Source organism: Parasphingorhabdus sp. (genome assembly GCF_048269915.1).
GTDB lineage: Bacteria > Pseudomonadota > Alphaproteobacteria > Sphingomonadales > Sphingomonadaceae > Parasphingorhabdus.
Map to the genome: position 1 here is coordinate 655,279 of NZ_JBLWTY010000002.1, position 22,532 is coordinate 677,810.

Below are 22,532 nucleotides of genomic sequence, written 5' to 3' on the forward strand. Positions count from 1 at the left end.
AATTCAGTCCAGCAATGGCGGGGCATTTTCCTCAAGCTTTGCGGGCCGAAGCAACAACAGCAGCGGGAACGCAGCGATCGTCAGCCACATGATCAGCCAGAAATTGTTGATATAGGCGATCATTGCGGCTTGCTGATTGATCAGCATGTTGACCATCGCCATTGCCGGATCAGCGATGCCGGGAAAGCGGTCGATCGTGCTGGCGTCGATGCTGTTGATCGTCGAACTGGTGATGTGCGATCCGAGGTCCTGATGGCTGGTCTGGATATTGGAGCCCAGAAATGTCGAAACAACGGAAATGCCGATCGACGCGCCGAGGCTGCGACCAAGGTTCAGCAGGCTGGACCCGTCGGTCCGCAATTCCGGCGGCAGAGAGGAAAAGGCCAGCGTGTTTAGCGGGATGAACACCAGCCCCATGCCAAGCCCCTGAATCAGGCCGCTGATGACGAACGGACGCCAGTCCATTTGCAGCGACCAGTGGCTCATCTGCCAGAGCGAAAAAATGACAATCAGAAACCCTGCTCCCACTAGATGGCGCGCGTCCACCTTGCCCAGCAACTGGCCTGCCACCGCCATGCTGATCAACACCCCGACCCCGCGCGGGGCGAGCAACAGGCCAGTGTCAATCACCGGATAACCGAAGAGATTTTGCATCATGGGCGGGAGCAGCGCCATATTGGCGAACATCACCACACCGATTACCAGCATGAATATCAAGCTAGTTGCATAGTTGCGGTTGGTGAGCATTACGCGCGAGAATAGTCCGTTGCGGGCGGTTGCCATCTGGACGATGAAAATCCAGAATCCAGCCAGCGCGAGCAATGCTTCGATCCGGATTTCCCAACTGTCGAACCAATCCAGTTGCGCGCCCCGGTCGAGCATCATCTGGAGGCTGGCAAGTCCGATTGCGAGGGCCCAGAAGCCGAGATGATCGAACTTGCGGCGTGTGACTGGCTTGCGCGGCAACAGCGCCCATAGGACTGTGATGGTTACCGCTCCGAGCGGAACATTGACGTAGAAGCACCAGCGCCAGCTATAGCTTTCGGTCAGCCAGCCGCCGATGACTGGTCCCAAAATTGGACCGACCATGATTCCCATTCCCCAGATTGCCATTGCCTTCGCGTGGCGCTCCGGCGGGTTGATGTCGAGCATGGCGGTTTGTGACAGTGGCGCTATGAATGCGCCGCTAATGCCCTGGATCACACGAAACAGGATCATTTCCTCCAGGTTGGTCGCCAGGCCGCAAAGCATCGAGGAAATCACGAAGCCGATAACCGCAATCAGGAACAGCTCACGTCCACCAATTCGATCGGCCAGCCAGCCCGTGATCGGCATCGCGATAGCGGAGGCCACAATATAGCTGGTCAGCACCCAGGTAACCGAATCGAGGGTGGCACCGAGGCTGGTCTGCATATGAGGAAGCGCGACATTTGCGATGGTGGCATCGAGAATCTGGATCACCGACGCCCCCATGATAGCGACCGTCAAAAGCGCGCGGTTGAAAGGCGTAATGCTTATTTCTGGCGGAGAATTGGTGCTGGCGGCGGTCGCCATTTATTTGCCTTTGGAGCGGATATCGACGGTCACTTCGGTCGACAAGCCTGCGATCAGCGGGCGGGGCGATAATTCATCAATTGCAATCCGCACGGGTACGCGCTGGGTCACCTTCACCCAGTTGCCGGTCGCATTTTGCGCCGGGAGTACAGAAAATTCACTGCCCGTTCCGGCGCCAATGCTCGCGACATGGCCATTGAGCTTCAGGTCCGGATAAGCGTCAAACGTAATCTTCGCTTTTTGCCCGACCTTCATTTCAGCTAGATCGGTTTCCTTGAAATTGGCCTCCACCCAGCTTTTCTTGTCCACAACAATAGTAAGGGCTGGCAGCCCGCTGACCATCATCTGGCCGAGCTGCAGGCGATCTGCCTGGGCCACACGACCGGAGGAGGGCGCCCGGACAATGGTGCGGGATAAGTTCAGCTGCGCTTGCTCGCGCTGTACCTTCGCCGATGCAATAGCGGGGTTTTCACCCGGCATCGATATAGCGTTGGCGGCAAGACTCCGTGATTCCGCAGCATCGGCCTGCGCCTGACGCAATTTCTCTCGGGCCTGCTCGACGGCATGCTGGGCCGCTTCAAATTCGGCTTTGGTAGTGAAGCCACGTTGCATTAGCGCGCGTTGCCGCTCGAATGTGGCTTGCGCGAATTCTATGTCTTCACGGGCGGCGGATATATCGACGCTGCTGCCAGCCGCGGATGTCCGCAAAGCCTGAACCTGTACTTCCGCGCCTGCAATCGCGGCATTGGCCTGGGCCAGTGCGATTTCATAAGGAGCAGGATCGATGCGGAACAGGATGTCGCCTTGTTTGACCAGATCATTTTCGCTGACATTGGCCTCAACGATCCTGCCACCAACTTCGGTGGCGACCGAAACCCGGCTCTGCTGGACATAGGCATTGTCAGTGGTGACGCTTTGCCCGCTGGTCAGCCAGAAATAGCCCGCAACCGCGATCAGGATTACTGGCACAATCGCCATGACCGCCCAGCGCCCCCGGCGGCGCTTCGGCATGTCGGCGGCACTGGTATCCACACTGGTCCTTTCCTGATGCCTTTCGGGCAGCGCTTCCATTCCGTCATTCTGTTCGGATATTTTATCGGCGTGTAGCATGTCCATCAGGCTGCCTGGTTCTGGTTATTTGAATCGGAATTTTTGCGGGACAGATTTTGACGTAGCCGTTCGACATATCCCGCCAGCTGGGCGCGTTCATCCGCGCTCAGCCCGTCCTGCGCCTCTTCGGCAAGCAGGGTGGCGGCAGTGCGCAATTCGTCAATCAGGGGCAGGGCCTTGGCCTCCAGAAAAAGGCACCAGGCACGGCGGTCGTCAGGGTCGCGTCGCCGACTCAGCAGTCCAGCATCGGCGAGACGGTCGATCATCCGGGATAACGTGATCGGTTCAACCTCCAGAAATTCTGCCAGCTTGACCTGATTGGTCCCTTCGTTGCGGGCGAGATAGGCGAGCAACCGCCATTGCAAGCCGGTCACGCCGCTGTGGCGCATGCGCTCGTTGAGCTCGCGGCGAAACAGGCGCGCGGTGTCGTGAACCAGAAATCCAATCGCTTCAGTCATGAGTGAATATATAATAGCAATGCTTACTAATCTCAATCGATATATGCTTGCGAAGATTGCAATCGGGGTTACGATATCCTCATGACCCTAAAAGCAGACGTCTACTGGTCCTTCCGCTCTCCCTACAGCTATCTCGCGACGCGGCGATATGTAGAGCTGACGACGAAATATGATCTTCAGATCAACCAGCGGTTTGTTTATCCGCTGGCGATCCGGGAGCCGGATTTCTTCGAGAAGAACCATCCCAACTGGCTGGGCTATGTTTTCAAAGATATTTTTCGCGTCGCGCAATATATGAATATCCCATTGGCACCGCCCAATCCTGATCCAATCGTGCAGGATATTGCGACCCGCAAAATTGCCGATGAACAACCCTATATTTTCGAACTGACCCGAATGGGGCAGGCGGCGTCCCGGCGGGGCAGGGGCCTTGAATTTGCCAATGAGGTCTCGCAGCTGATCTGGGGTGGAACCGCTGGCTGGCATGAAGGCGATTATCTCGAACGCGCCGCCGGGCGCGCGGGACTTGATCTGGCTGAACTCAAGGCAGAAGCCGTATCACAGGCCGACGATCTGGATGCGGAGATAGCGGACAATCAAAAAGCTCTGGAAGCCGCAGGCCACTGGGGCGTGCCGACTTTGGTTTTCGACGGCGAGCCCTTTTTCGGACAGGACCGGATCGACCTGGCGGTCTGGCGGATGGAGCAGAAGGGGTTGAGCAGACATTAGTGATTTGTGCCTTTCCCAGACAAGGTGGAAGCACTAGGCTGGACTTATGGCCAGTATTCTATCTCAATGGGAGTCACCGAATTCGAGGTCGCAGTACCGGATGCGAATGAAATTCGTCAAAATCCGTTCCTTGGCCCAAACGTTAACAAACTTTGGACAATGAAAGCCAATTGATGCCCACAAAAAAATGGGACTTCCCGTCCTTCGATCGCGTAAATCTGAAAATTCATGAAATCGGGCAGGGGCGTCCGGTCATCCTCCTGCATGGCCTGTTCTCCAACGCTCAAACCAACTGGATCAAATTCGGCCATGCCCGGATGCTGGCGGATGCCGGTTTCCGGGTGATCATGCCCGACCTGCGCGCGCATGGTGAAAGCGCAGCGCCGCATGATCCCGCTGCTTATCCGGAAGATGTCTTGGTCAAGGACGTGCGGGCCTTGATCGCGCATCTGCAACTGGATGACTATGACCTGGGCGGTTTCTCGCTGGGTGCCCGGACGACCGCAAAACTGCTGGTGACCGGCGCAAAGCCTGCCAAGGCCATACTCGCCGGCATGGGCTTGGAGGGACTTTCCGGATGGGAACGCCGTCAGGAATTTTTTCAGGAAGCGATCCGGCTCAAGGATAGTGCCAAGCGCGGTGATCCGCACTGGATGGCGATTCAGTTCATGAAAAGCCAGAAAGTGGACCCGGTCGCGGCTTCCTGTCTGCTGAAGACATTCTCGGATTTGGAAGCCGAGCGATTGACCGCTATGGATATGCCGGTTCTGGTCCTCTGCGGATCGGAGGATCGGGACAATGGGGATCCGGAGAAACTGGTCGGACTATTGTCCGGGGGGCAGTATGTCGCCATCCCCGGAACCCATATGAGCAGCGTGACCAAAGTAGAAATGGGGCAGGAAATATTACGGTTTCTGACCGAATAGGAGGAGTTATGCCGAAGCTGTACAACTGGCGGGTTTTCTGGATTTTCTGGGGCGGCGGCATGGCGCTGTTTCTCTATCTCGTGATGTCGGGTGGAGTGCTGGAGACAGCGGTCGCTCCCAATGGCATACTCGATCATCAAAGCGCTGCTACCGGCGACAGAGTCAACGCGATCCAGCAAAGCTGGGCCGCCGCAGGGGTGCTGGACCACGCCCGATGGGGCATGATCGCCGACCTTATTTTCATCACCCTCTATATGTCCGGAGGCATCATCGGCGGCAGGCTTCTCTGGCAGCGGGCAAATTCGCCGACATTGAAAAAAGTCGGCCTGCTCTGCGTATTGGCCTCTTTCGTCTTCGGTCTGACCGATTACATCGAGACCGTCAGCCAGCTGATCCAGCTTCTCCGCGAACAGGGCAGTGACATTCTTGCGGCAACGGCAGCAATGGCGAAGCCGGTAAAAGTCATCGCCTGGATTGTCGGTACTTGTTCGATGATCGCTGGGCTGATCTGGCGCTGGAGCGAAACACGGGCTTGACCGGCCGACAATAAAGTTTCAATTCCAACCAAAATAACCCGTATTGAGGATGAATATATGAGAACCGCCGCTTCGATCGTCGCAATTGCCGCAATGGCCCTGACAACACCGGCATGGGCCAAACATCACGAGAATGATGAAATGGAAGAGGCAGCAGCACCAACCGCTGAGGATGCGAAGCAATTTGTCGAGGAAACCGAACAAAAACTGTTCGATTACTCGGTCGACGCAGCGCGGATTTACTGGATCAATTCCAATTTCATCACCGATGATACCGACGCCTTGGCGGCCAAGGCGGGGGCCGAAGGAACGACAATGTCGGTGGAGGCGGCAATTGAAGCTGCCAGGTTCAACGATGTGAAGGGTCTTGATGCCGTCACCCGCCGCAAACTGGACAAATTGCGCGGCGGTATCGTGCTGCCAGCACCCACCACAGAGGGCGCTGCCACTGAACTGAACGAGATCGCAACCAAGCTGAACTCGGCTTACGGCAAGGGCAAGGGCACCTTAAACGGCAAGGAAATCAACGGTTCCGATATCGAAGCCGAAATGGGCACCAATCGCAATCCCGAAGAACTCGCCGAAATGTGGGAAAGCTGGCACAGCAATGTCGGCGCGCCGATGAAGGACGATTATGCCCGCATGGTCGAGATTGCCAATGAAGGCGCCCGGGAACTCGGTTTCGCCGATGTCGGCGCGATGTGGCGCTCGGGCTATGACATGCCGGCCGATGATTTTGCCAAGCTGACCGACAAATTATGGGCGCAGGTCAAGCCGCTTTACGACCAGCTGCATTGCTATACTCGCGACAAGCTCAACGAAAAATATGGCGATGAGGTGCAACCGGCCACTGGTCCGATACGTGCCGATTTGCTCGGCAATATGTGGGCGCAGGAATGGGGTAATATCTATGATATCGTTGCACCGGCAGGGGCTGGCGACATCGGCTATGACACCACCGCACTGCTGACCGCGAAAGACTATGATGCGATCAAGATGGTCAAGGCCGGCGAAGGATTCTTCTCCTCGCTCGGCTTTGAGCCGCTGCCGGAAACTTTCTGGCAACGGTCCCTGTTCACCAAACCGGCCGACCGCGAAGTGGTCTGTCACGCCAGCGCCTGGGATATCGACAATAAGGACGATATCCGCATCAAGATGTGTATCAAGGTGAACGGGGACGATTTCACCACCATCCACCATGAGCTAGGCCATAATTATTACCAGCGGGCCTATAACAAGCAGAGCTATCTGCATCTCGACGGTGCCAATGACGGCTTCCACGAAGCCATTGGCGACATGATCGCGCTGTCGATTACCCCGGAATATCTCGTGCAGGTCGGCTTGCTGGACGAAAGCAAAGTGCCCAGTGCGGACAAGGATGTCGGCCTGCTCTTGCGTCAGGCGATGGACAAGGTGGCGTTCCTGCCCTTTGGTCTGCTGGTCGACAAATGGCGCTGGCAGGTGTTTTCCGGAGAGATCACGCCTGATAATTATACAACCGCCTGGCACGATCTGAAATTGCAATATCAGGGCATTACCCCGCCGGTCGAGCGGCCCGCCGATGCCTTTGACCCGGGTGCCAAATATCACATTCCGGGCAACACGCCTTATTCGCGCTATTTCCTCGCCCGGATCCTGCAGTTCCAGTTCTACAAGGCCGCCTGTGACGAAGCCGGATGGAAAGGACCGCTGCACCGCTGTTCCTTCTATGGCAACGAACAGGTCGGCGCGAAGCTGAACGCGATGCTGGAAATGGGCGCATCCAAGCCCTGGCCCGACGCGCTCGAAGCCTTCACCGGCACCCGCGAAATGGATGGCAAGGCAATGATCAGCTATTTCGCGCCGCTGATGGACTGGCTGAAGGAAGAGAATAAGGGCAAGTCCTGCGGATGGTAGGCACAAAAAAGCCGGCGGAAGACTGCTCTTCCGCCGGCTTTTGATTCTGCTAGTTCAGATCAAAGCTGATCGAGCATATATTCCGCAGCGCTCACTTTGAAATCGCCCGGTGCTTCGACATTCAGTTCTTCGACAACGCCATCGTTGACGATCATCGAGAAACGCTGCCCGCGCTGGCCCAGGCCAAAGCCGGAACCGTCCATGGTCAGGCCAACCGCTTGGGCAAATTCGCCATTGCCGTCAGCCAGCATGGTGACATCTTCCGAACCGGCTGCATCATTCCATGCGCCCATGACGAAGGCGTCATTGACGGCGGTGCAGGCAATTTCGTCAACGCCTTTGGCTTTGAGATCGGCCGCTTTCTCGACATAGCCGGGGAGATGCTTGGCGGAGCAGGTCGGCGTGAACGCGCCGGGTACGGAAAATAGCGCCACTTTCTTGCCGGCGAAATATTCGCTGGAGCTGATTTGCTGTGGGCCTTCTGCGGTCGCCTTGACCAGTTTCACTTCGGGAATCTTGTCGCCTTTGTTAATCATCACTTGCTCCTTATCTTGGATGGGCTTGTCTTGATTGGGCTCTGAACATCGCCTCGGTAGAAGATAGTGGTGACAGGCGCGTGAAATTGCAAGCAAGGCGGGCAAACAAATCGTCGTTCATTTTATTCTGATTTTGCCATGGGAAGTTCATCTCTGCATTGCTATGTTCGTTTGGATGCATGATCCCGTATTTTTCTCCGGTCAGTTTCTCCTCGCCACACCGGGAATGGCAGACCCCCGCTTTGCCCGCTCTGTAGTGGCCATCTGTTCGCATGACGAAAACGGAGTATTGGGTATTAATGTCGGCGACACGGTGGAAGGGATCAGCTTCCATGATATTCTTCGCCAGTTTGGCATTGATCCGGAGGAGGCACCGGATTGCGACGTATTTCTCGGTGGCCCGATGGAAACGCAGCGCGGCTTCATCCTCCACAGCCTTGATATCAATATGTCCGACACGCTCCAGGTAAGTGATCGATGGGGGCTTAGCAGTTCGATCGACATGCTCCGTGCGATCGCCAAAGGCCGGGGTCCGCAGCAATGGATTATTGCGCTCGGCTATTCGGGATGGGGGGAAGGGCAGCTCGAAGGCGAATTGACCCAGAATGGCTGGTCCGTCGCCAAAGGATCGCCGGACTGGTTATATGAGACCGATTCCCGGGACAAGTGGATGATGGCCTGGCAGGCGCAGGGCATTGATCCAACGAAGCTGTCTACCGGATTTGGCAGCGCCTGACCTGGTGGTTGTTGCGAACTGCTGGTTGGGAGGCTCACAAAATATCAAATATAAAGACATCTTTATATTTGCTTCCGAGGCCGCAAGCCGCTAAGGAAAACATATGTTGCCGCACCGGATTGCCCGTGCGGCATTTCGTTTTCCAAGGAGACACAAAGTGGCAACCGCACCCCAAGATTTTATAGTCAAAGATATCAGCCTCGCCGATTATGGTCGCAAAGAGATTGAAATTGCCGAAACCGAAATGCCTGGATTGATGGCGCTTCGTGAAGAATTTGGCAAGGAACAGCCGCTGAAAGGCGCACGCATCACCGGTTCCCTTCACATGACCATTCAGACGGCGGTATTGATCGAAACTTTGCTCCATCTCGGTGCGGAAGTGCGTTGGGCTTCCTGCAATATTTTCTCGACACAGGACCATGCCGCAGCGGCGATCGCAGCCGGCGGAACCCCGGTTTTCGCAATCAAAGGTGAAACTCTGGAAGAATATTGGGCCTATGTTGAGCGTATTTTTGACTGGGGTACGGACGAGACCTGCAACATGATTCTCGATGACGGCGGCGATGCCACGATGTTCGCACTTTGGGGCGCGCGGGTTGAAGCTGGTGAAGAATTGTTCAAACCGGAAAATGAAGAAGAAGAAGTCTTTGTTGCGACCCTGACCCGCTTTCTGGCAGAGCGCCCCGGTTATCTGACCAAGACGGTTGAAACCATCAAAGGCGTTTCGGAGGAAACCACCACCGGTGTCCATCGTCTTTATGAACTCGCAAAAATTGGCAAGCTTCCTTTTCCCGCGATCAACGTCAACGACAGCGTCACCAAATCCAAGTTTGACAATCTCTATGGCTGTAAAGAGTCATTGGTTGATGCGGTCCGCCGTGCGACAGACGTCATGTTGGCCGGTAAAGTCGCTGCGGTTGCAGGCTTCGGCGATGTGGGCAAGGGTTCGGCGCAATCGCTTCGCAACGGTGGCGCACGCGTCCTCGTGACGGAAATTGATCCGATTTGCGCGCTGCAGGCGGCCATGGAAGGCTTTGAAGTCGTGACGATGGATGAGGCCACGAAACGGGCTGACATTTTCGTCACCACCACCGGCAACAAAGACGTGATTACCGTTGATCATATGCGCGCCATGAAGGATCGCGCGATCGTGTGTAACATCGGTCATTTCGATAGCGAAATCCAGATCAACGGTCTCAAGAACATGAAATGGACCGAGATCAAGCCACAGGTCGATGAAGTGGAATTTCCCGATGGAAAGAAACTGATCGTGCTGGCGCAAGGTCGTCTGGTCAACCTTGGCTGTGCAACCGGTCACCCGAGCTTCGTGATGTCCGCAAGCTTCACCAATCAGGTGCTGGCACAGATCGAATTGTGGCTCCGTCCCGAGCAATATGAGAATGATGTCTATGTTCTGCCGAAGCATCTCGACGAGAAAGTCGCCGAATTGCATCTGGCGAAGCTCGGAGTAAAACTGGACAAACTCAGCCAGGAACAGGCCGACTATATCGGCGTACCGACCGAAGGTCCGTTCAAGCCGGATCATTATCGTTACTAGGCGATCGATATTCCGACAGCAAAAAGCCGGGCAGTGCAGAAGCATTGCCCGGCTTTTTTAACGGCCTGGTTTCATGGCCCTGAAATTTAACGCATTCAAAAGTTCAGCGAGACGTGAACTGGGTCTTGCGACCATCCGGGTTGCCCGGAAAAGCGGGCCACTGATTTTGCGATAGCGCGCGGGCGCTGGCAGACTGGATGCCGGCTTGCTTTTCGTACATCCAGTAGTTGCGCAATATGATCGAGACATAGCCGCGGGTTTCGACATAGGGGATGCTTTCCATGAACAGCAGCGGATCATCATTGTCCCGGACTTCGCTGTTCCAGCGCTGGACCGCGCCCGGCCCGGCATTATAGGCGGCTGCGATTTTCGGCAACTTGCCACCCGTGATCGAGGATTTTCCAAGATATTCCAGATAGGATTGACCATATTCAAGATTGGTCGACGGGCGATACAGGTCGGCTTCGTTAAAGCTCCGGCCATTGGCCTTGGCAATATCCCCGGCGGTGCCGGGACGCACTTGCATCAGTCCGATCGCGTTGGCCGGGCTAACCACCTGGCTGCGGAAAGCGGATTCCTGCAAAGTATGCGCATAGATGAGCGCCGGATCGACGCGCCAGCCCCCGTCCGGCTTCCATCTCGGGGCGGGAAAGCGGGCGTCTGTGTCGGGCTTCATGCCTCGGGGGGCATTATGCGCCAGCCACAGCTGGGTTCTTGGCAAATCAAGCTCTCGCGCCAATTTGATCAGGGCAGGGTGATCGCTGTCGTCGCCGATCGTTGCCTGATGCCGGAGCACCTCGTCGGCCAGTTGCTCCTCGCCAATCTCGACCAAGGCGATGGCCGCCCGGACATTTTCATGGCGTTCGAGCGCCCGCCAGTCCGATTTTGCGAACGTGTCTGCCGCTTTCGCATTATCCGGTTCCATTCCCAGCGTCTGCGCCGCCAGCAAACCATAGAAACTGTCGTCGAGACGTGCTGCTGCCTGCAATTTGCCTTGCACCTTTTGCGGTTGGCCACATTTCAGGTCAGAACGAGCGCTCCAGTAAAGTCCGGCGGCTCTCAGGTCGACATTGCTGGCCGACCGCCCGACCTTCTCGAACGCAGCGCTTGCTGAACGGCAGTCGTTCATCCGCCAGGTTGCCAGACCGGCGACCCAATCGGCATGGACCATCCATTCGCCCGCGCCATTCTGGGCCTGCCTGGCCATGCGCAGGGCAGAAGCGTCATCATTTTCGATATAATAGGACCAGGCAATTCTCTGCTCCAGTTCCGTGCGCCCTTCGGGCGTCATGTCGGTCGCGCTTGCGTTGAGCAGTTCCTCGGCGCCCTGTGGATTGTCATTCTTGATAAGATCATTGATCTTGCCGCGGATATTATTTGCCGTGCTGTCCGAATTCACGTCCTTTGGTTTGGACCGAATAGGTGGGCCGGGGACCCATGACAGGTTTCGACGCTGGGGCAGGCTGGGCAGCAATTGCGCGCCGCGCTTCTGTGCCAGGCGACCCAGCTGGGCGGCCTGCGGAATTTGGGGCGCTTCGTTGACCAGGGTCAGCAACGGCCCCAACTCTGCTCGCGGACTATTGGCCGCCAGAAAATATTCGGCTTGCGCGATGGATCTGAGCGGGCCCGACGGTGCCGTTTCGATCAGGTTTTTCGCGGTGTCCCATTGATTGGCACTCATGGCGGAAAACAGGGCGCGATAATGGTCCGATTGTTGGCGTTTCAGTTGCGAAGGCACATCCTTGGCAACCGCAGCGCTGTTGAAGAGAACCGCTCCGTCATCGGCGAGAGCAGGGGTGGCCGAGAGAGTGAGCAATGAAGCTGTCAATATAAGTTTCAATTTCACGGGGCAGAAATCCTTGTCAGCATTTGCAAATCCTTCCACGCTTCGGCCTTGAATAGCGGCCGTTCGATCAGGATCCGGGGATGGAACGTTACGATTGCTTCCGTTTTTGATGCACTATGGTTAATAAATTGCTTATTTTTGCGCGCCGACAGCAGGTCCTCGTCAAATATGATTTTCGCAGCCAGATCACCGAAGCAGATTATCCGCTTGGGCCGGACCAGCCCGATGTGATGCAACAGCCGTTTTTTGAAGCTTGACCAATATTGTTCGTCAATGCGACCATCTATCGAGGCTGCTATGGCAATGGTCGCCAGATAGGCCTGCTGCGAATCACATCCGATCGCGGCCAGCATCTTGTCCAGCAACTTTTGATTCTGCGGATTGAACAGCGCAATATCACCATTGCCAACTTTTTCGGGGAGTGCCGAAATGACCATGATTTCCGGTTCCAAAACGCCCGTTGGCAAGACAGTCTTCTGCGACCAGTTCGCTTCGATCAGCCTGTCCGAATTTGCCAGCCAGTCGACGAATTGCGCGTGAGATGCCGGTAGCGGTTCCTCCGCTACCGGTGTTATGTCATTTTCCGGCGCAGGTTCCGTAACGGCGACCTGCGGAATATGCGCCGGTTCCCGCGGTATCGCCACCGGTGCAGTGGGAACGGACTTCTCCGTCAGTAGCGGCGCAGGGAGGTCGGCGTAATCCAGTTCGACACCGGCAAGCGACCACCAGTTCTGTAAACTGTGGACCATCGCTTCGGTGGATGGATTTGCCGTTGATGAGGCGATTAAATTCATATTTCTATAGAGTCATGAGTTGACGAATTGGTCAATTGGCGGGAAAGCAGGTTTCTGTCCAGCGGGTTGCGGTTTGCGACAGACCGAATGTACAAGAGAATAAAAGCAAGAACTGTAGGAAAATCGACATGAGTGAACGAGAGTCAATGCCGTATGATCTGGTGATAGTCGGGGGTGGTCCCGCCGGTCTCAGCGCGGCCATCAGATTCAAGCAACTGGCCGACGAAGCGGGCAAGGACCTCTCGGTCTGTATTTTGGAAAAAGGGTCCGAAATCGGCGCGCATATTCTTTCCGGCGCAGTGATTGACCCCAAAGGTCTGGATGAGCTGTTCCCTAACTGGCGCGATGAGGACTGTCCGTTGGCCAAGACGCCGGTGACCGAGAATCATCACTGGATTCTGACAAAGAAAAAGAAATTTTCCATTCCGCATATCGCGACTCCGTCGTTCATGCATAACAAGGGCACGTACACTGGCTCGCTTGGCAATCTGTGCCGCTGGCTGGGCGAGCGGGCCGAGAATATGGGAATCGAGATTTTCCCCGGTTTTGCGGCTGCCGAGATATTGTATAATGAAGATGGATCGGTGAAAGGTGTCGCCACCGGTGATATGGGTGTCGCCCGCGATGGCAGCCACAAGCCGGATTATGAGCCTGGTCTCGAACTGCATGCCAAGTATACATTTTTCGCCGAGGGTGCCCGGGGCCATCTCACCAAGATACTGAAAAACCAGTTCGGTCTTGATAGCGAAAGCGAGCCACAGATTTATGGTCTTGGCATAAAAGAATTGTGGGACATTGACCCGGCGAAACACAAGCCGGGCCGCGTGATCCACTCGCAAGGCTGGCCGCTGAGCGAAGGCGCCAATGGTGGAGGCTTCCTCTACCATCAGGCGGACAATCAGGTCGCGCTCGGTTTTGTCACGTGGCTCAACTATGAAAACCCTTATCTCTCGCCGTTCGAAGAAATGCAGCGGTGGAAGCAGCATCCCGAAATCCGCAAAATTCTGGAAGGCGGCAAGCGCGTGTCCTACGGTGCCCGGGCGATTAACGATGGTGGCTTCCAGGCCGTTCCGAAATTATATTTCCCCGGCGGTGCGCTTATCGGCTGTTCTGCCGGTTTTGTAAATGTACCACGGATCAAGGGCACGCATACCGCGATGAAAACCGGCATGATGGCTGCGGAATCCGCCTATGAAGCGATTGTCGCAGAGCGTCAAAATGATGAACTTACGTCTTACGGAACCGCCTATGAAAACAGCTGGGTCAGAGAAGAATTGCGGGTAGTCCGGAACGCTCTGCCAGCGATCGAGAAATATGGTGATTTCCTTGGTACCATATTGTCCGGAATCCACATGTGGGCCGAGCATCTCAAAATAAAGATACCGTTCACGATGAAATTGCACCCAGACTGGTCGCGTCTGAAGCGGGCCGAACATTGCAATCCGATTGAATATCCGAAGCCCGATGGTAAAATCAGTTTTGATCGCCTGTCTTCGGTCTTTCTGTCCAACACGAATCACGAAGAAGACCAACCGGTTCATTTGCAACTGAAAGACCCCAATATTCCGGTCGATGTAAATCTGCCGGTTTTTGCCGGACCATCGGCACGATATTGTCCAGCGGGTGTTTACGAATTTGTCGAGGATGAAGCCGGCAAACCGAAGTTTCAGATCAACGCACAGAATTGCGTCCATTGCAAAACCTGTGATATCAAGGACCCGTCCCAGAATATTAACTGGGTTGTTCCCGAAGGTGGCGGAGGTCCGAATTATCCGAATATGTAGTCTCGGCTTAGGTGCACTGCTTGTCGCCGGGCAAGCAGTGTCTCCAGCGCTGGCCAGTCGTGGCGACAATAGCGCCTTGGCTTTAAACCGTTTTGTCGAGGCCCGTTTGGCTGAATCTTCCGATGAATTGCGGGCTGCGTCTGTAATCTATGCGGAGAGTCTGAAAGAGCAGCCATATAACGAATTGCTGGCGGGCAAAGCCTATGTCAACGCGGTGGAGATCGGAGACTTTGATCTGGCTTTGATCGCCGTTCAGGCTATGGAATTGCGCGGAAAAGCAGACCCGGAAATGCCGCTGTTCCCGTTTTCCGAGGCGTTTGCACGGCGCGATTGGACTAGCGCCAATCGGGCGATTGTTGAACTTGAAGCACTCAAAAATTTTGCCTTTATGGCACCGTTTCTCGAAGCCTGGCTGGCTACCGCGAGAGGCCGAAATTTCGCCGCTGTCCTGGCCCAGGCAAAAACCAATACTACCGGCAAATATTATCTTGATGAGCAGCTTATTCTGAATCTGCTGGCGAGCGGAAAGGAGAGCGAAGCCCTTGCTCTGCTGACCGGTGTGATCGACAGTAATGAATCCCGGATGGCGCCGGTCCGGATGCTCGCGGCGCAGCATTTTTGGGCGAAGAATGAGCCCGAAACTGCACGTCGAATTTTGATAAAATCCTCGTCGGGTCCCGAGCAAAGATTGTTGCAGCAGATTGACACGGGACAAAAAAAGGGTGTTGCGCAAAAGGTCAATGCGTCCATTGGCCTGGCGTTTTTCTTTCAGCGATTGTCGACTGATCTCGCGGTACAGAAAGCCCCGTTTCTGGCGCAGGTCCTGTCGCAGGTCAGCGTGCGCGTTGCAGATAAATCTGACTATGCGCACCTGATGCTTGGCCGGGCATATGTCGGTATGGATAATCATGATCTGGCGGTGCGCGAATTTTCCCGCATTGGGATGGAAAGCCCCTATTATCTGGTTGCGCTGAGCTCCCAGATTATCAGTCTTGTCACCATTGCCGATTCTGATCAGGCCATCGCCCGTATCGATTTCGCGATAGCTGGCAATCCGGATTCCCCCGAACTGTACATCTTGAAGGGCCAGGTCCTGCAAGCGCAGAAAAGCAACAGGGCAGCGGTCACCGCTTTCGAGGACGCCATTGCACTGGCCGAGAAATTGGAGCGACCCGACAGTTTGATGGCCAGTTACTGGCTTGCGCTCGGTGGTGCTCAGGAGCAGGCCGGGATCTGGCCTGCGGGGTTGCAGTCGCTGCAGAAAGCAAATCAGTTGCTCCCCAATTCGCCAACAATCCTGAACTATCTTGGCTATGCCCAGCTGGAGCGGCGCGAAAATCAGAAAGCAGCGATCGACGCCATAAAACAGGCCCATGAACTGCGATCCACCTCGCCGGCCATTACCGATTCGCTTGGTTGGGCTTATTATATCACTGGCGAGCACGAACGAGCGGTAACCTATCTGGAGAGCGCATTATCCGGTCAACCGCAAGACCCGACCATCAACGAACATCTCGGCGATGCCTACTGGACTGTTGGCCGTCTATATGAAGCCCGCTATGCTTGGAAATCGGCCCAGTTATTTGCGGAGGGTGACGATGTGGACCGCCTGGCGGCCAAAATAGACTTGGGCTTGCAGCCTGATCTCATAGCGCCCTGATGGCCGGTCCGGTTTTGGGCGCGGCTGACAGCGAGGCGGCCTATGCAAAAATCAATCTGGCGCTCCATGTCCGCAAACGGCTGCCCAATGGCTATCACGAGCTAGAGACGATTTTTGCCTTTCTCGATCGGGGAGACGTGGTTTCGGTACAGCCCGGCAAGGGCTTAAATCTCAAAATAGGCGGACCCTTTGCGAACGGGTTGAGCTGCACTGACAATCTTGTCATCGATGCGGCTAGACGGCTTGCGGAGGTTTCCGGCATAGCCGCTGGCGCCCGGCTCCATCTTGATAAGCGGCTGCCGGTTGCATCAGGCATCGGCGGAGGGTCTGCTGATGCTGCTGCGACACTGCGGTTGCTCAATCGCTTCTGGGGGCTGGATCATTCGCTCGACAGGCTGGCGGAAATCGCCAGGCCGCTCGGCGCTGATGTGCCGGCCTGCGTGCTCAGCGAAACGTGCAGCGGCGCTGGGATCGGCCAGGATCTGACCGCTATCCCTGACGCTGGCTTGGGGCGCTATAGTGTGCTGCTGGTCAATCCCATGGTTCCGGTGTCCACGGCCGATATATTCGCAGCATGGGACGGCCTGGACCGCGGCGGCCTTGTGGCAGGCGATATTCTGTCGATTGCCGAAAATGGCAGAAACGACCTGCAGGCTCCGGCGGTGGCGATGGTCCCGATGTTGACTGTCTTGCTCCGGTTGCTCGAGGATTGCGAACCGGTCATGGCGCGTATGTCCGGGTCCGGTGCGACATGTTTTGCCCTGTTCGAGACTCTGGCAGAAGCGCAGAAGGCGCAAGACCATTGTTTGCAGGCTATGGACGGAGCGTGGGCGATGATTGGGAGTTTTCGATGACCGAGGCTTTTGAAATATCCGGTCTCCCTTCGGAAGGCGGCATCCTGATCGTGGTGGATCACGCATCCAGCGCCATACCCGATGATATCGATCTCGGAATTCCACCGGAATATGAGCAGGATCATATCGCCTATGATCCCGGCATTGCGCCGATTGCCCGTCTGATGACCGAGAATATGGGATATCTTGCCATTCTGAGCACGGCGTCGCGGCTGATCGTCGACCTCAACCGCTATCCCGATGAAGCGGCGGTTATAGTCGAAAGCAGCGATTGCGTTGAAATTCCGGGCAATCATCTTTCGGCCGAGGAAAGGCAGGCGAGGCTGGATCGCTTTTTCACCCCCTATCATAATCGGCTCGGGGCCTTGATTGCCGACCTGAAGCCGGCGCTTGTCGCATCGCTGCACAGCTTCTCGCCAACGCTCCGTTCCGCCCCGCAAGTGGAGCGGCCGTGGGATATCGGCGTCATGTATAATCAATATAAAACCGCGCCCCGGCTCGCGATCCAGTTTCTCGAGGAAGAAGGGGGTTTGAAGGTCGGCGATCAGCTTCCCTATTCCGGTGAAGATTTGAACGCGACGATGAACCGACAATGCGAGGCGATTGGCCAGCCCTATATCGGCGTCGAAGTCCGGCAGGATCTGATCAGGGAGGAAGCTGGACAGCGCCGTTTTGCTGAAATTTTATTGCGTACTTGCGATAAAATCAGAACGGCTCTTGCGTAACCGGCATAGTTTTGGAAGGACGATCCGGAAATTGCAATATTGGAATCCTGAATGACCATCAAATTTGATAAATCCCGTTTGCCGAGCCGTCATGTCAGCGTGGGGCCGGAACGCGCACCCCAGCGCAGCTATTATTATGCGATGGGGATGACCGAAGAAGATATTGCAAAGCCATTTGTCGGCATTGCATCGGCGGGCAACGACAGCGCACCGTGCAATACTTTGCTCGATGCGCAGGCCGATATCGCCCGCGAAGGTGTTATCGAGGCTGGCGGCACACCGAGGCGCTTCAACACGATCACCGTCACCGATGGCATCGCAATGGGCCATCAGGGAATGAAAAGCTCGCTGGTGTCGCGCGAAGTCATTGCTGACAGCGTCGAACTGAGTGTCCGCGGCCACTGCTATGATGCGGTCATCGGCTATGCTGGCTGCGACAAGAGCCTCCCGGGCATGATGATGGCGATGCTGCGGCTCAACGTGCCGTCGATTTTTGTCTATGGCGGTTCGATCCTTCCGGGGCGCTTCCACGATCATGATGTGACGGTGGTCGACGTGTTCGAGGCGGTTGGCCAGCATAGCGCGGGCAATTGTCCGCTGCAGGAACTGATCGAGCTGGAAAAGGTTGCCTGTCCCGGCCACGGCGCCTGTGGTGGCCAGTTTACCGCCAACACCATGGCCTGCGTTGCCGAGGCGATCGGCCTGTCACTGCCGAACAGCAATATGGCCCCGGCACCCTATGAAACCCGCGATGATATGGCCAGGGCTGCTGGCCGGCAGATCATGAACCTGATCGGCAGCAATCTGCGGCCACGCGATATCTGCACCAGGGATGCGTTCATCAATGCCGCGCGCGTGGTTGCTGCCACAGGCGGATCGACCAATGCAGCGCTGCATCTGCCCGCCATGGCGAGCGAAGCCGGGATCGATTTCGATCTCTTCGACGTCGCGGAAATCTTCAAGACCACGCCCTATCTCGCCGATCTGAAGCCGGGCGGGAAATATGTCGCCAAGGACATGCACGCTGCTGGTGGTGTCTATATGCTGATGAAAACGATGATGGACAATGGCCTGATCAACGGTGATTGCATGACCGTCACCGAGAAAACATTGGGCGAGAATATCGAGGAAATTACCTGGAACCCGGACCAGAAAGTGATTTACGACGTCCAGCACGCAATAACCGCAACCGGCGGTGTTGTCGGCCTGCGCGGATCGCTGGCACCGGAAGGCGCGATTGTGAAAGTGGCCGGCATGGCGCGCTTGCAATTCCGCGGTCCGGCGCAGGTATTCGAGTGCGAGGAAGATGCCTTCGCCGCCGTCGAAGCCAGGAAGATTCTGGAAGGCGCGGTTGTCGTCATTCGCAACGAGGGGCCGAAAGGTGGCCCCGGCATGCGCGAGATGCTGGCCACTACCGCTGCGCTTTACGGGCAGGGCATGGGCGAGAAAGTTGCGCTGATCACCGATGGCCGCTTTTCCGGTGCAACCCGCGGCTTCTGTATCGGGCATGTCGGTCCGGAAGCAGCTGACGGGGGGCCTATCGGTCTGATCGAAGAAGGCGACATGATCAATATTGATGCGGAAAAGGGCATTATCGATCTGGAAGTTGACGAGGCAATTTTGGCAGAGCGTCGGACAAAATTCAAACAGCGGGAAACCGATTATGGCTCCGGGGCCTTGTGGCGATATGCCCAGAATGTTGGGCCGGCCTATCGGGGAGCGGTGACCCATCCCGGAGCCAAGGCAGAAAAACATGTCTATGCGGACATCTAGCATAGTCGCCTTGACCCTGGCGCTTGCCGCCTGTGAAAATCGACCGGACAATGCGGTGCTGGCGGAAGCGGAAAAGCGTGCTGCCGAACAAGCCCAAGACAATGGCAAGGTTGAATGCGCGGTCAATGGCGCTAGCAATTTCACCCGCGGCTGTTTCACCGAAAGGCTGAGCGGCGAAAATGGGGGGACTATGATCATCCGCCATCCCGACGGCGGGTTCCGCCGGTTCAAGATTCTGACCGATGGTCATGGACTGGAAGCTGCGGACGGTTTTGACAAGGCTCAGGTGTCAATCGCCGAGGATGGAAAAATTCTGGTCGTCGTCGGACCCGACAAATATTTGCTGCCGGCACAGATTAAATCCGGCGCGCGGACCAATGCGGCCGCCGAAATTCCCGCTGCAGCCCGCAAAGGTCCGGCACAAGCCGGCAACTAGAGGCACGATTGCTGAACCATGGCAATATATTGACCGCCGCAGAAATGCAGTTGGCAGAGCAGGCGCTGATCGCGAAGGGGATTTCGGTCGAGCAATTGATGCGGCAAGCCGGGCAGGGCGCCGCACAGATGATCTGGCGCGTTTCCGCCGACTTGCCAACCTTGGTGCTTTGTGGTCCGGGCAATAATGGCGGCGACGGCTATGTCATCGCGCAGTGGCTGCGTGAAAAAGGTGTCGATGTTCGGGTTGCCGCGCCGCTCGAACCCAAGACACCGGCGGCGCAACAGGCGAAATCTCGGTGGGCTGGTGACACCATATCATTGGCTGATGCAGTCCCCGCACCGCAATTTGTCGATTGTCTTTTCGGCACCGGATTGGCTCGTGCGGTCGGTGATGACTGGTTCGCGCATTTCTCCCGCTTGTTCGATGCAGCAAAACGGCGGGTAGCGATTGATCTGCCCAGCGGTATTGAGTCCGACACCGGAATATTGCTCAATCGCGTCAAAAAATTTGATATTACTATCGGTCTGGGTGCCTATAAACCGTCCCATTTTCTGGAACCTGCACGTTCGCTAATGGGCGATCTGGTAGGGATAGACATTGGTGTTGCAGCGGGTAGTGATCTTCGGATCCTTCCGGAACCCCGGCTTTCCGCACCCGGTTCACATGATCATAAATATAGTCGCGGCCTGGTTGCTGTTGTCGCCGGTGCAATGCCCGGAGCGGCGCAGCTCACCGCGATGGCGGCACAGAAATCGGGTGCTGGCTATGTCAAAATCTTTGGCTCCGCCGGTTTGGAAGCGCCGCATCCCAGCATCGTGGTCGAAACGGTCGATAATATCGGTGCGCTGCAGCAAAAATTGTCCGACAATCGTATCTCCGCTGTGGTCATCGGTCCTGGTCTGGGGCGTGACGATCATGCGCGGGAATTGTTGACCACCGCGCTTGCCGTGGAGGTCCCGTTACTACTGGATGCCGATGCGCTGGTCATAGCAGGGACGCAATTTGGTGACCTTTTGCAGAACCGCAATGCTGAAACCATCGCCACCCCGCATGCGGGAGAATTTGCCGGTTTGGTGTCCGGTGGATTGCAAAACAAGCTGGCGGACAGCCGGAATCTCGCGAACCAATCGGGGTGCACTATTTTGCTGAAAGGCTCCGATAGCGTGATCGTCCGTCCGGATGGCCAAGCCTGCATTTCCGCGCAATCCTGTCCCTGGCTGTCGACCGCCGGAACCGGTGATATACTTGCCGGGGTAATCGCAAGTCGGTTGGCAATTGGCGCGAGTGGGTATAAGGCCGCGTGCGAGGGTCAATGGCTGCACAGCCGCGCCGCACAACTGGCTGGTCCTGCTTTCACGCCCGAAATTCTCATCGACCATATCCCCGCTGCTCTTCAGGAATGTTTATGACCGCGACTGCCGATCCCGATCTGATCATTCGTGTTGCCGCAAAAGGCGACGGCGTGACTGCCGATGGCCGCCATATCGCCTTTTCGGCGCCGCTCGATCGTCTGAATAGCGAAGGCGGTCTGATCAAGGGACCGCATCATGTCGAGCCTCCATGCCGGCATTTTCAATCCTGCGGGGGCTGCAGCCTGCAACATCTGGATAACGAGAGCTATACGCAGTTCCTCTCCGACCGCGTTGTCTACGCGCTGGAAGGGCAGGGACTGGTTGCGGAAAAGATCCATCCGCCGCAGATATCACAACCGAAAAGCCGGATCCGCGCAAGTTTGCGGGCGGCCAAACTGGGCGATCAGTTGCGGCTCGGTTTTAGCGGCGCCGGCAGCCACCGGATTGTCGATCTCCAGCAATGCGAAATCATGGCACCGGAGCTTTTTAATCTTCTCGCGCCGCTGCGGAATTTCCTGAAAAAAGCAGCCCGCCGCAAACATGATATGAATATCGAGATGACCCTGATTGACCAGGGGGTTGATCTGCTGATCAGCAATTATGAACCCGAGGGGCTCGAACAGCGGGAAGCCCTGTCCGCCTTCGCTCAGGCGAACGGGCTGGCGCGGTTATCGGTTGATGGCGGTTATGGCCCGGAAACCCAGTGGGAGCCGGAGCCGGCGACGGTCACGCTCAATGGCACGGTGGTGAATTTCCCGCACAGCAGTTTTTTGCAGCCGACCCGCGAAGGCCAGCAGGCCCTGATCGCAGCGATGCGCAAAGCGATCGGTGATGCGCGCCTTGTTGCCGATCTGTTTGCCGGACTGGGAACATTCACGCTGTCCTTGGGTGCGGAACAGAAAGTCTATGCTGCAGAAGGTGCCCGCGATGCCATTGGCGCGTTGAAACTGGCTGCCAATCACTCGACGAGGCAAATTTTTTGCGAGCATCGGGATCTGTTCCGGCGGCCGCTGAGCGTTGACGAACTCAACCGCTTCAATGCCGTTATTCTCGATCCGCCCCGCGCCGGCGCGCGCGACCAGATATTGCAGCTGGCGCAATCCGACGTCCAGAAAATCTGCTATATCAGCTGTAATCCGGCGAGTTTCGCCAGAGATGCCAAGCAGCTTTGCGAGGCCGGATACAGGCTCGATCAGGTCTGGCCGGTTGGCCAATTCCTATGGTCGACCCATGTCGAGCTTGTATCCAGCTTCACCCGCTAAAGCG

20 protein-coding genes are annotated in these 22,532 nt (G+C 56.4%); 14 read left to right on the forward strand and 6 right to left on the reverse strand.

All coding sequences use genetic code 11. The features are described from left to right. Positions 1-3: 3 nt before the first annotated feature. The 3 genes from ACN0WX_RS08135 to ACN0WX_RS08145 are packed head-to-tail and all read right to left on the reverse strand — an operon-like array spanning position 4 to position 3,122. Positions 4-1,554, reverse strand: coding sequence for a DHA2 family efflux MFS transporter permease subunit (locus tag ACN0WX_RS08135; protein WP_417621785.1), 1,551 nt, complete (start codon positions 1,552-1,554; stop codon positions 4-6). After that, a complete protein-coding gene (locus ACN0WX_RS08140; protein ID WP_417621786.1) occupies positions 1,555-2,670 on the reverse strand; it encodes an HlyD family secretion protein in 1,116 nt (371 codons plus the stop codon). Then, positions 2,670-3,122 (reverse strand): MarR family winged helix-turn-helix transcriptional regulator, encoded by a 453-nt coding sequence (locus ACN0WX_RS08145; RefSeq protein WP_417621787.1) that lies wholly within the window; start codon positions 3,120-3,122, stop codon positions 2,670-2,672. The genes ACN0WX_RS08140 and ACN0WX_RS08145 overlap by 1 nt, the downstream gene beginning before the upstream one ends. Positions 3,123-3,203: 81 nt before the next feature. On the opposite strand from ACN0WX_RS08145, the gene ACN0WX_RS08150 reads away from it, so the two are divergent. From ACN0WX_RS08150 to ACN0WX_RS08165, 4 genes are all read left to right on the forward strand, one after another. Continuing rightward, the gene (locus ACN0WX_RS08150) at positions 3,204-3,851 is read left to right on the forward strand and encodes a 2-hydroxychromene-2-carboxylate isomerase (RefSeq protein ID WP_417621788.1); all 648 of its coding nucleotides are present in this window, start codon (positions 3,204-3,206) and stop codon (positions 3,849-3,851) included. Between the two features lie 173 nt (positions 3,852-4,024). Continuing rightward, on the forward strand, positions 4,025-4,777 hold the full coding sequence (locus ACN0WX_RS08155; protein ID WP_417621789.1) for an alpha/beta fold hydrolase: 753 nt from the start codon (positions 4,025-4,027) through the stop codon (positions 4,775-4,777). 8 nt (positions 4,778-4,785) lie between these two features. After that, positions 4,786-5,313 (forward strand): hypothetical protein, encoded by a 528-nt coding sequence (locus ACN0WX_RS08160; protein ID WP_417621790.1) that lies wholly within the window; start codon positions 4,786-4,788, stop codon positions 5,311-5,313. 57 nt (positions 5,314-5,370) lie between these two features. Further along, positions 5,371-7,209, forward strand: coding sequence for a M2 family metallopeptidase (locus tag ACN0WX_RS08165; protein WP_417621791.1), 1,839 nt, complete (start codon positions 5,371-5,373; stop codon positions 7,207-7,209). Positions 7,210-7,268: 59 nt separating this feature from the next. Here ACN0WX_RS08165 and ACN0WX_RS08170 read toward each other — a convergent pair whose 3' ends face one another. Then, positions 7,269-7,748, reverse strand: coding sequence for a peroxiredoxin (locus ACN0WX_RS08170; RefSeq protein WP_417621792.1), 480 nt, complete (start codon positions 7,746-7,748; stop codon positions 7,269-7,271). Between the two features lie 172 nt (positions 7,749-7,920). On the opposite strand from ACN0WX_RS08170, the gene ACN0WX_RS08175 reads away from it, so the two are divergent. Continuing rightward, the gene (locus tag ACN0WX_RS08175; protein ID WP_417621793.1) at positions 7,921-8,481 is read left to right on the forward strand and encodes a YqgE/AlgH family protein; all 561 of its coding nucleotides are present in this window, start codon (positions 7,921-7,923) and stop codon (positions 8,479-8,481) included. Positions 8,482-8,638: 157 nt separating this feature from the next. After that, the gene (gene ahcY, locus ACN0WX_RS08180; RefSeq protein WP_417621794.1) at positions 8,639-10,039 is read left to right on the forward strand and encodes an adenosylhomocysteinase; all 1,401 of its coding nucleotides are present in this window, start codon (positions 8,639-8,641) and stop codon (positions 10,037-10,039) included. A gap of 103 nt (positions 10,040-10,142) precedes the next feature. Here the strand turns inward: ahcY and ACN0WX_RS08185 are convergent, their stop codons facing one another. Both ACN0WX_RS08185 and ACN0WX_RS08190 read right to left on the reverse strand, forming a co-directional pair. Next, the gene (locus ACN0WX_RS08185; RefSeq protein WP_417621795.1) at positions 10,143-11,885 is read right to left on the reverse strand and encodes a lytic transglycosylase domain-containing protein; all 1,743 of its coding nucleotides are present in this window, start codon (positions 11,883-11,885) and stop codon (positions 10,143-10,145) included. Next, entirely contained in the window at positions 11,882-12,679 is a 798-nt protein-coding gene (locus ACN0WX_RS08190; protein WP_417621796.1) for a uracil-DNA glycosylase family protein, read from the reverse strand. Before ACN0WX_RS08190 ends, ACN0WX_RS08185 begins: the two co-directional genes overlap by 4 nt. Positions 12,680-12,807: 128 nt before the next feature. On the opposite strand from ACN0WX_RS08190, the gene ACN0WX_RS08195 reads away from it, so the two are divergent. From ACN0WX_RS08195 to ACN0WX_RS08230, 8 genes are read left to right on the forward strand one after another with little or no spacing between them, the layout of a single operon-like run. Further along, complete coding sequence (locus ACN0WX_RS08195) at positions 12,808-14,463, forward strand: electron transfer flavoprotein-ubiquinone oxidoreductase (RefSeq protein ID WP_417621797.1); 1,656 nt, start codon at positions 12,808-12,810, stop codon at positions 14,461-14,463. Positions 14,464-14,500: 37 nt separating this feature from the next. Then, positions 14,501-16,123 (forward strand): tetratricopeptide repeat protein, encoded by a 1,623-nt coding sequence (locus ACN0WX_RS08200; protein ID WP_417621798.1) that lies wholly within the window; start codon positions 14,501-14,503, stop codon positions 16,121-16,123. Further along, complete coding sequence (locus ACN0WX_RS08205; protein WP_417621799.1) at positions 16,123-16,977, forward strand: 4-(cytidine 5'-diphospho)-2-C-methyl-D-erythritol kinase; 855 nt, start codon at positions 16,123-16,125, stop codon at positions 16,975-16,977. Before ACN0WX_RS08200 ends, ACN0WX_RS08205 begins: the two co-directional genes overlap by 1 nt. Continuing rightward, a complete protein-coding gene (locus tag ACN0WX_RS08210) occupies positions 16,974-17,702 on the forward strand; it encodes an N-formylglutamate amidohydrolase (protein ID WP_417621800.1) in 729 nt (242 codons plus the stop codon). Before ACN0WX_RS08205 ends, ACN0WX_RS08210 begins: the two co-directional genes overlap by 4 nt. Positions 17,703-17,753: 51 nt before the next feature. Then, positions 17,754-19,475, forward strand: a complete 1,722-nt coding sequence (gene ilvD / locus ACN0WX_RS08215) for a dihydroxy-acid dehydratase (protein WP_417621801.1) — start codon at positions 17,754-17,756, stop codon at positions 19,473-19,475. Next, positions 19,456-19,911, forward strand: coding sequence for a hypothetical protein (locus tag ACN0WX_RS08220; protein WP_417621802.1), 456 nt, complete (start codon positions 19,456-19,458; stop codon positions 19,909-19,911). The genes ilvD and ACN0WX_RS08220 overlap by 20 nt, the downstream gene beginning before the upstream one ends. 29 nt (positions 19,912-19,940) lie before the next feature. Continuing rightward, positions 19,941-21,323, forward strand: a complete 1,383-nt coding sequence (locus ACN0WX_RS08225; RefSeq protein ID WP_417621803.1) for an NAD(P)H-hydrate dehydratase — start codon at positions 19,941-19,943, stop codon at positions 21,321-21,323. Then, a complete protein-coding gene (locus tag ACN0WX_RS08230; RefSeq protein ID WP_417621804.1) occupies positions 21,320-22,528 on the forward strand; it encodes a class I SAM-dependent RNA methyltransferase in 1,209 nt (402 codons plus the stop codon). Before ACN0WX_RS08225 ends, ACN0WX_RS08230 begins: the two co-directional genes overlap by 4 nt. The last annotated feature ends 4 nt before the right edge of the window (positions 22,529-22,532 follow it).

Bases quoted from the DNA above. Each gene is read 5' to 3' on its own strand.
- ACN0WX_RS08220 (WP_417621802.1), top strand. From the start codon at position 19,456: ATGTCTATGCGGACATCTAGCATAGTCGCCTTGACCCTGGCGCTTGCC.
- ACN0WX_RS08230 (WP_417621804.1), top strand. From the start codon at position 21,320: ATGACCGCGACTGCCGATCCCGATCTGATCATTCGTGTTGCCGCAAAA.
- ACN0WX_RS08135 (WP_417621785.1), bottom strand. From the start codon at position 1,554: ATGGCGACCGCCGCCAGCACCAATTCTCCGCCAGAAATAAGCATTACG.
- ACN0WX_RS08145 (WP_417621787.1), bottom strand. From the start codon at position 3,122: ATGACTGAAGCGATTGGATTTCTGGTTCACGACACCGCGCGCCTGTTT.
- ACN0WX_RS08155 (WP_417621789.1), top strand. From the start codon at position 4,025: ATGCCCACAAAAAAATGGGACTTCCCGTCCTTCGATCGCGTAAATCTG.
- ACN0WX_RS08140 (WP_417621786.1), bottom strand. From the start codon at position 2,670: ATGGACATGCTACACGCCGATAAAATATCCGAACAGAATGACGGAATG.
- ACN0WX_RS08210 (WP_417621800.1), top strand. From the start codon at position 16,974: ATGACCGAGGCTTTTGAAATATCCGGTCTCCCTTCGGAAGGCGGCATC.
- ACN0WX_RS08195 (WP_417621797.1), top strand. From the start codon at position 12,808: ATGAGTGAACGAGAGTCAATGCCGTATGATCTGGTGATAGTCGGGGGT.
- ilvD (WP_417621801.1), top strand. From the start codon at position 17,754: ATGACCATCAAATTTGATAAATCCCGTTTGCCGAGCCGTCATGTCAGC.
- ACN0WX_RS08165 (WP_417621791.1), top strand. From the start codon at position 5,371: ATGAGAACCGCCGCTTCGATCGTCGCAATTGCCGCAATGGCCCTGACA.
- ACN0WX_RS08150 (WP_417621788.1), top strand. From the start codon at position 3,204: ATGACCCTAAAAGCAGACGTCTACTGGTCCTTCCGCTCTCCCTACAGC.
- ACN0WX_RS08190 (WP_417621796.1), bottom strand. From the start codon at position 12,679: ATGAATTTAATCGCCTCATCAACGGCAAATCCATCCACCGAAGCGATG.
- ACN0WX_RS08160 (WP_417621790.1), top strand. From the start codon at position 4,786: ATGCCGAAGCTGTACAACTGGCGGGTTTTCTGGATTTTCTGGGGCGGC.
- ACN0WX_RS08205 (WP_417621799.1), top strand. From the start codon at position 16,123: ATGGCCGGTCCGGTTTTGGGCGCGGCTGACAGCGAGGCGGCCTATGCA.
- ACN0WX_RS08175 (WP_417621793.1), top strand. From the start codon at position 7,921: ATGCATGATCCCGTATTTTTCTCCGGTCAGTTTCTCCTCGCCACACCG.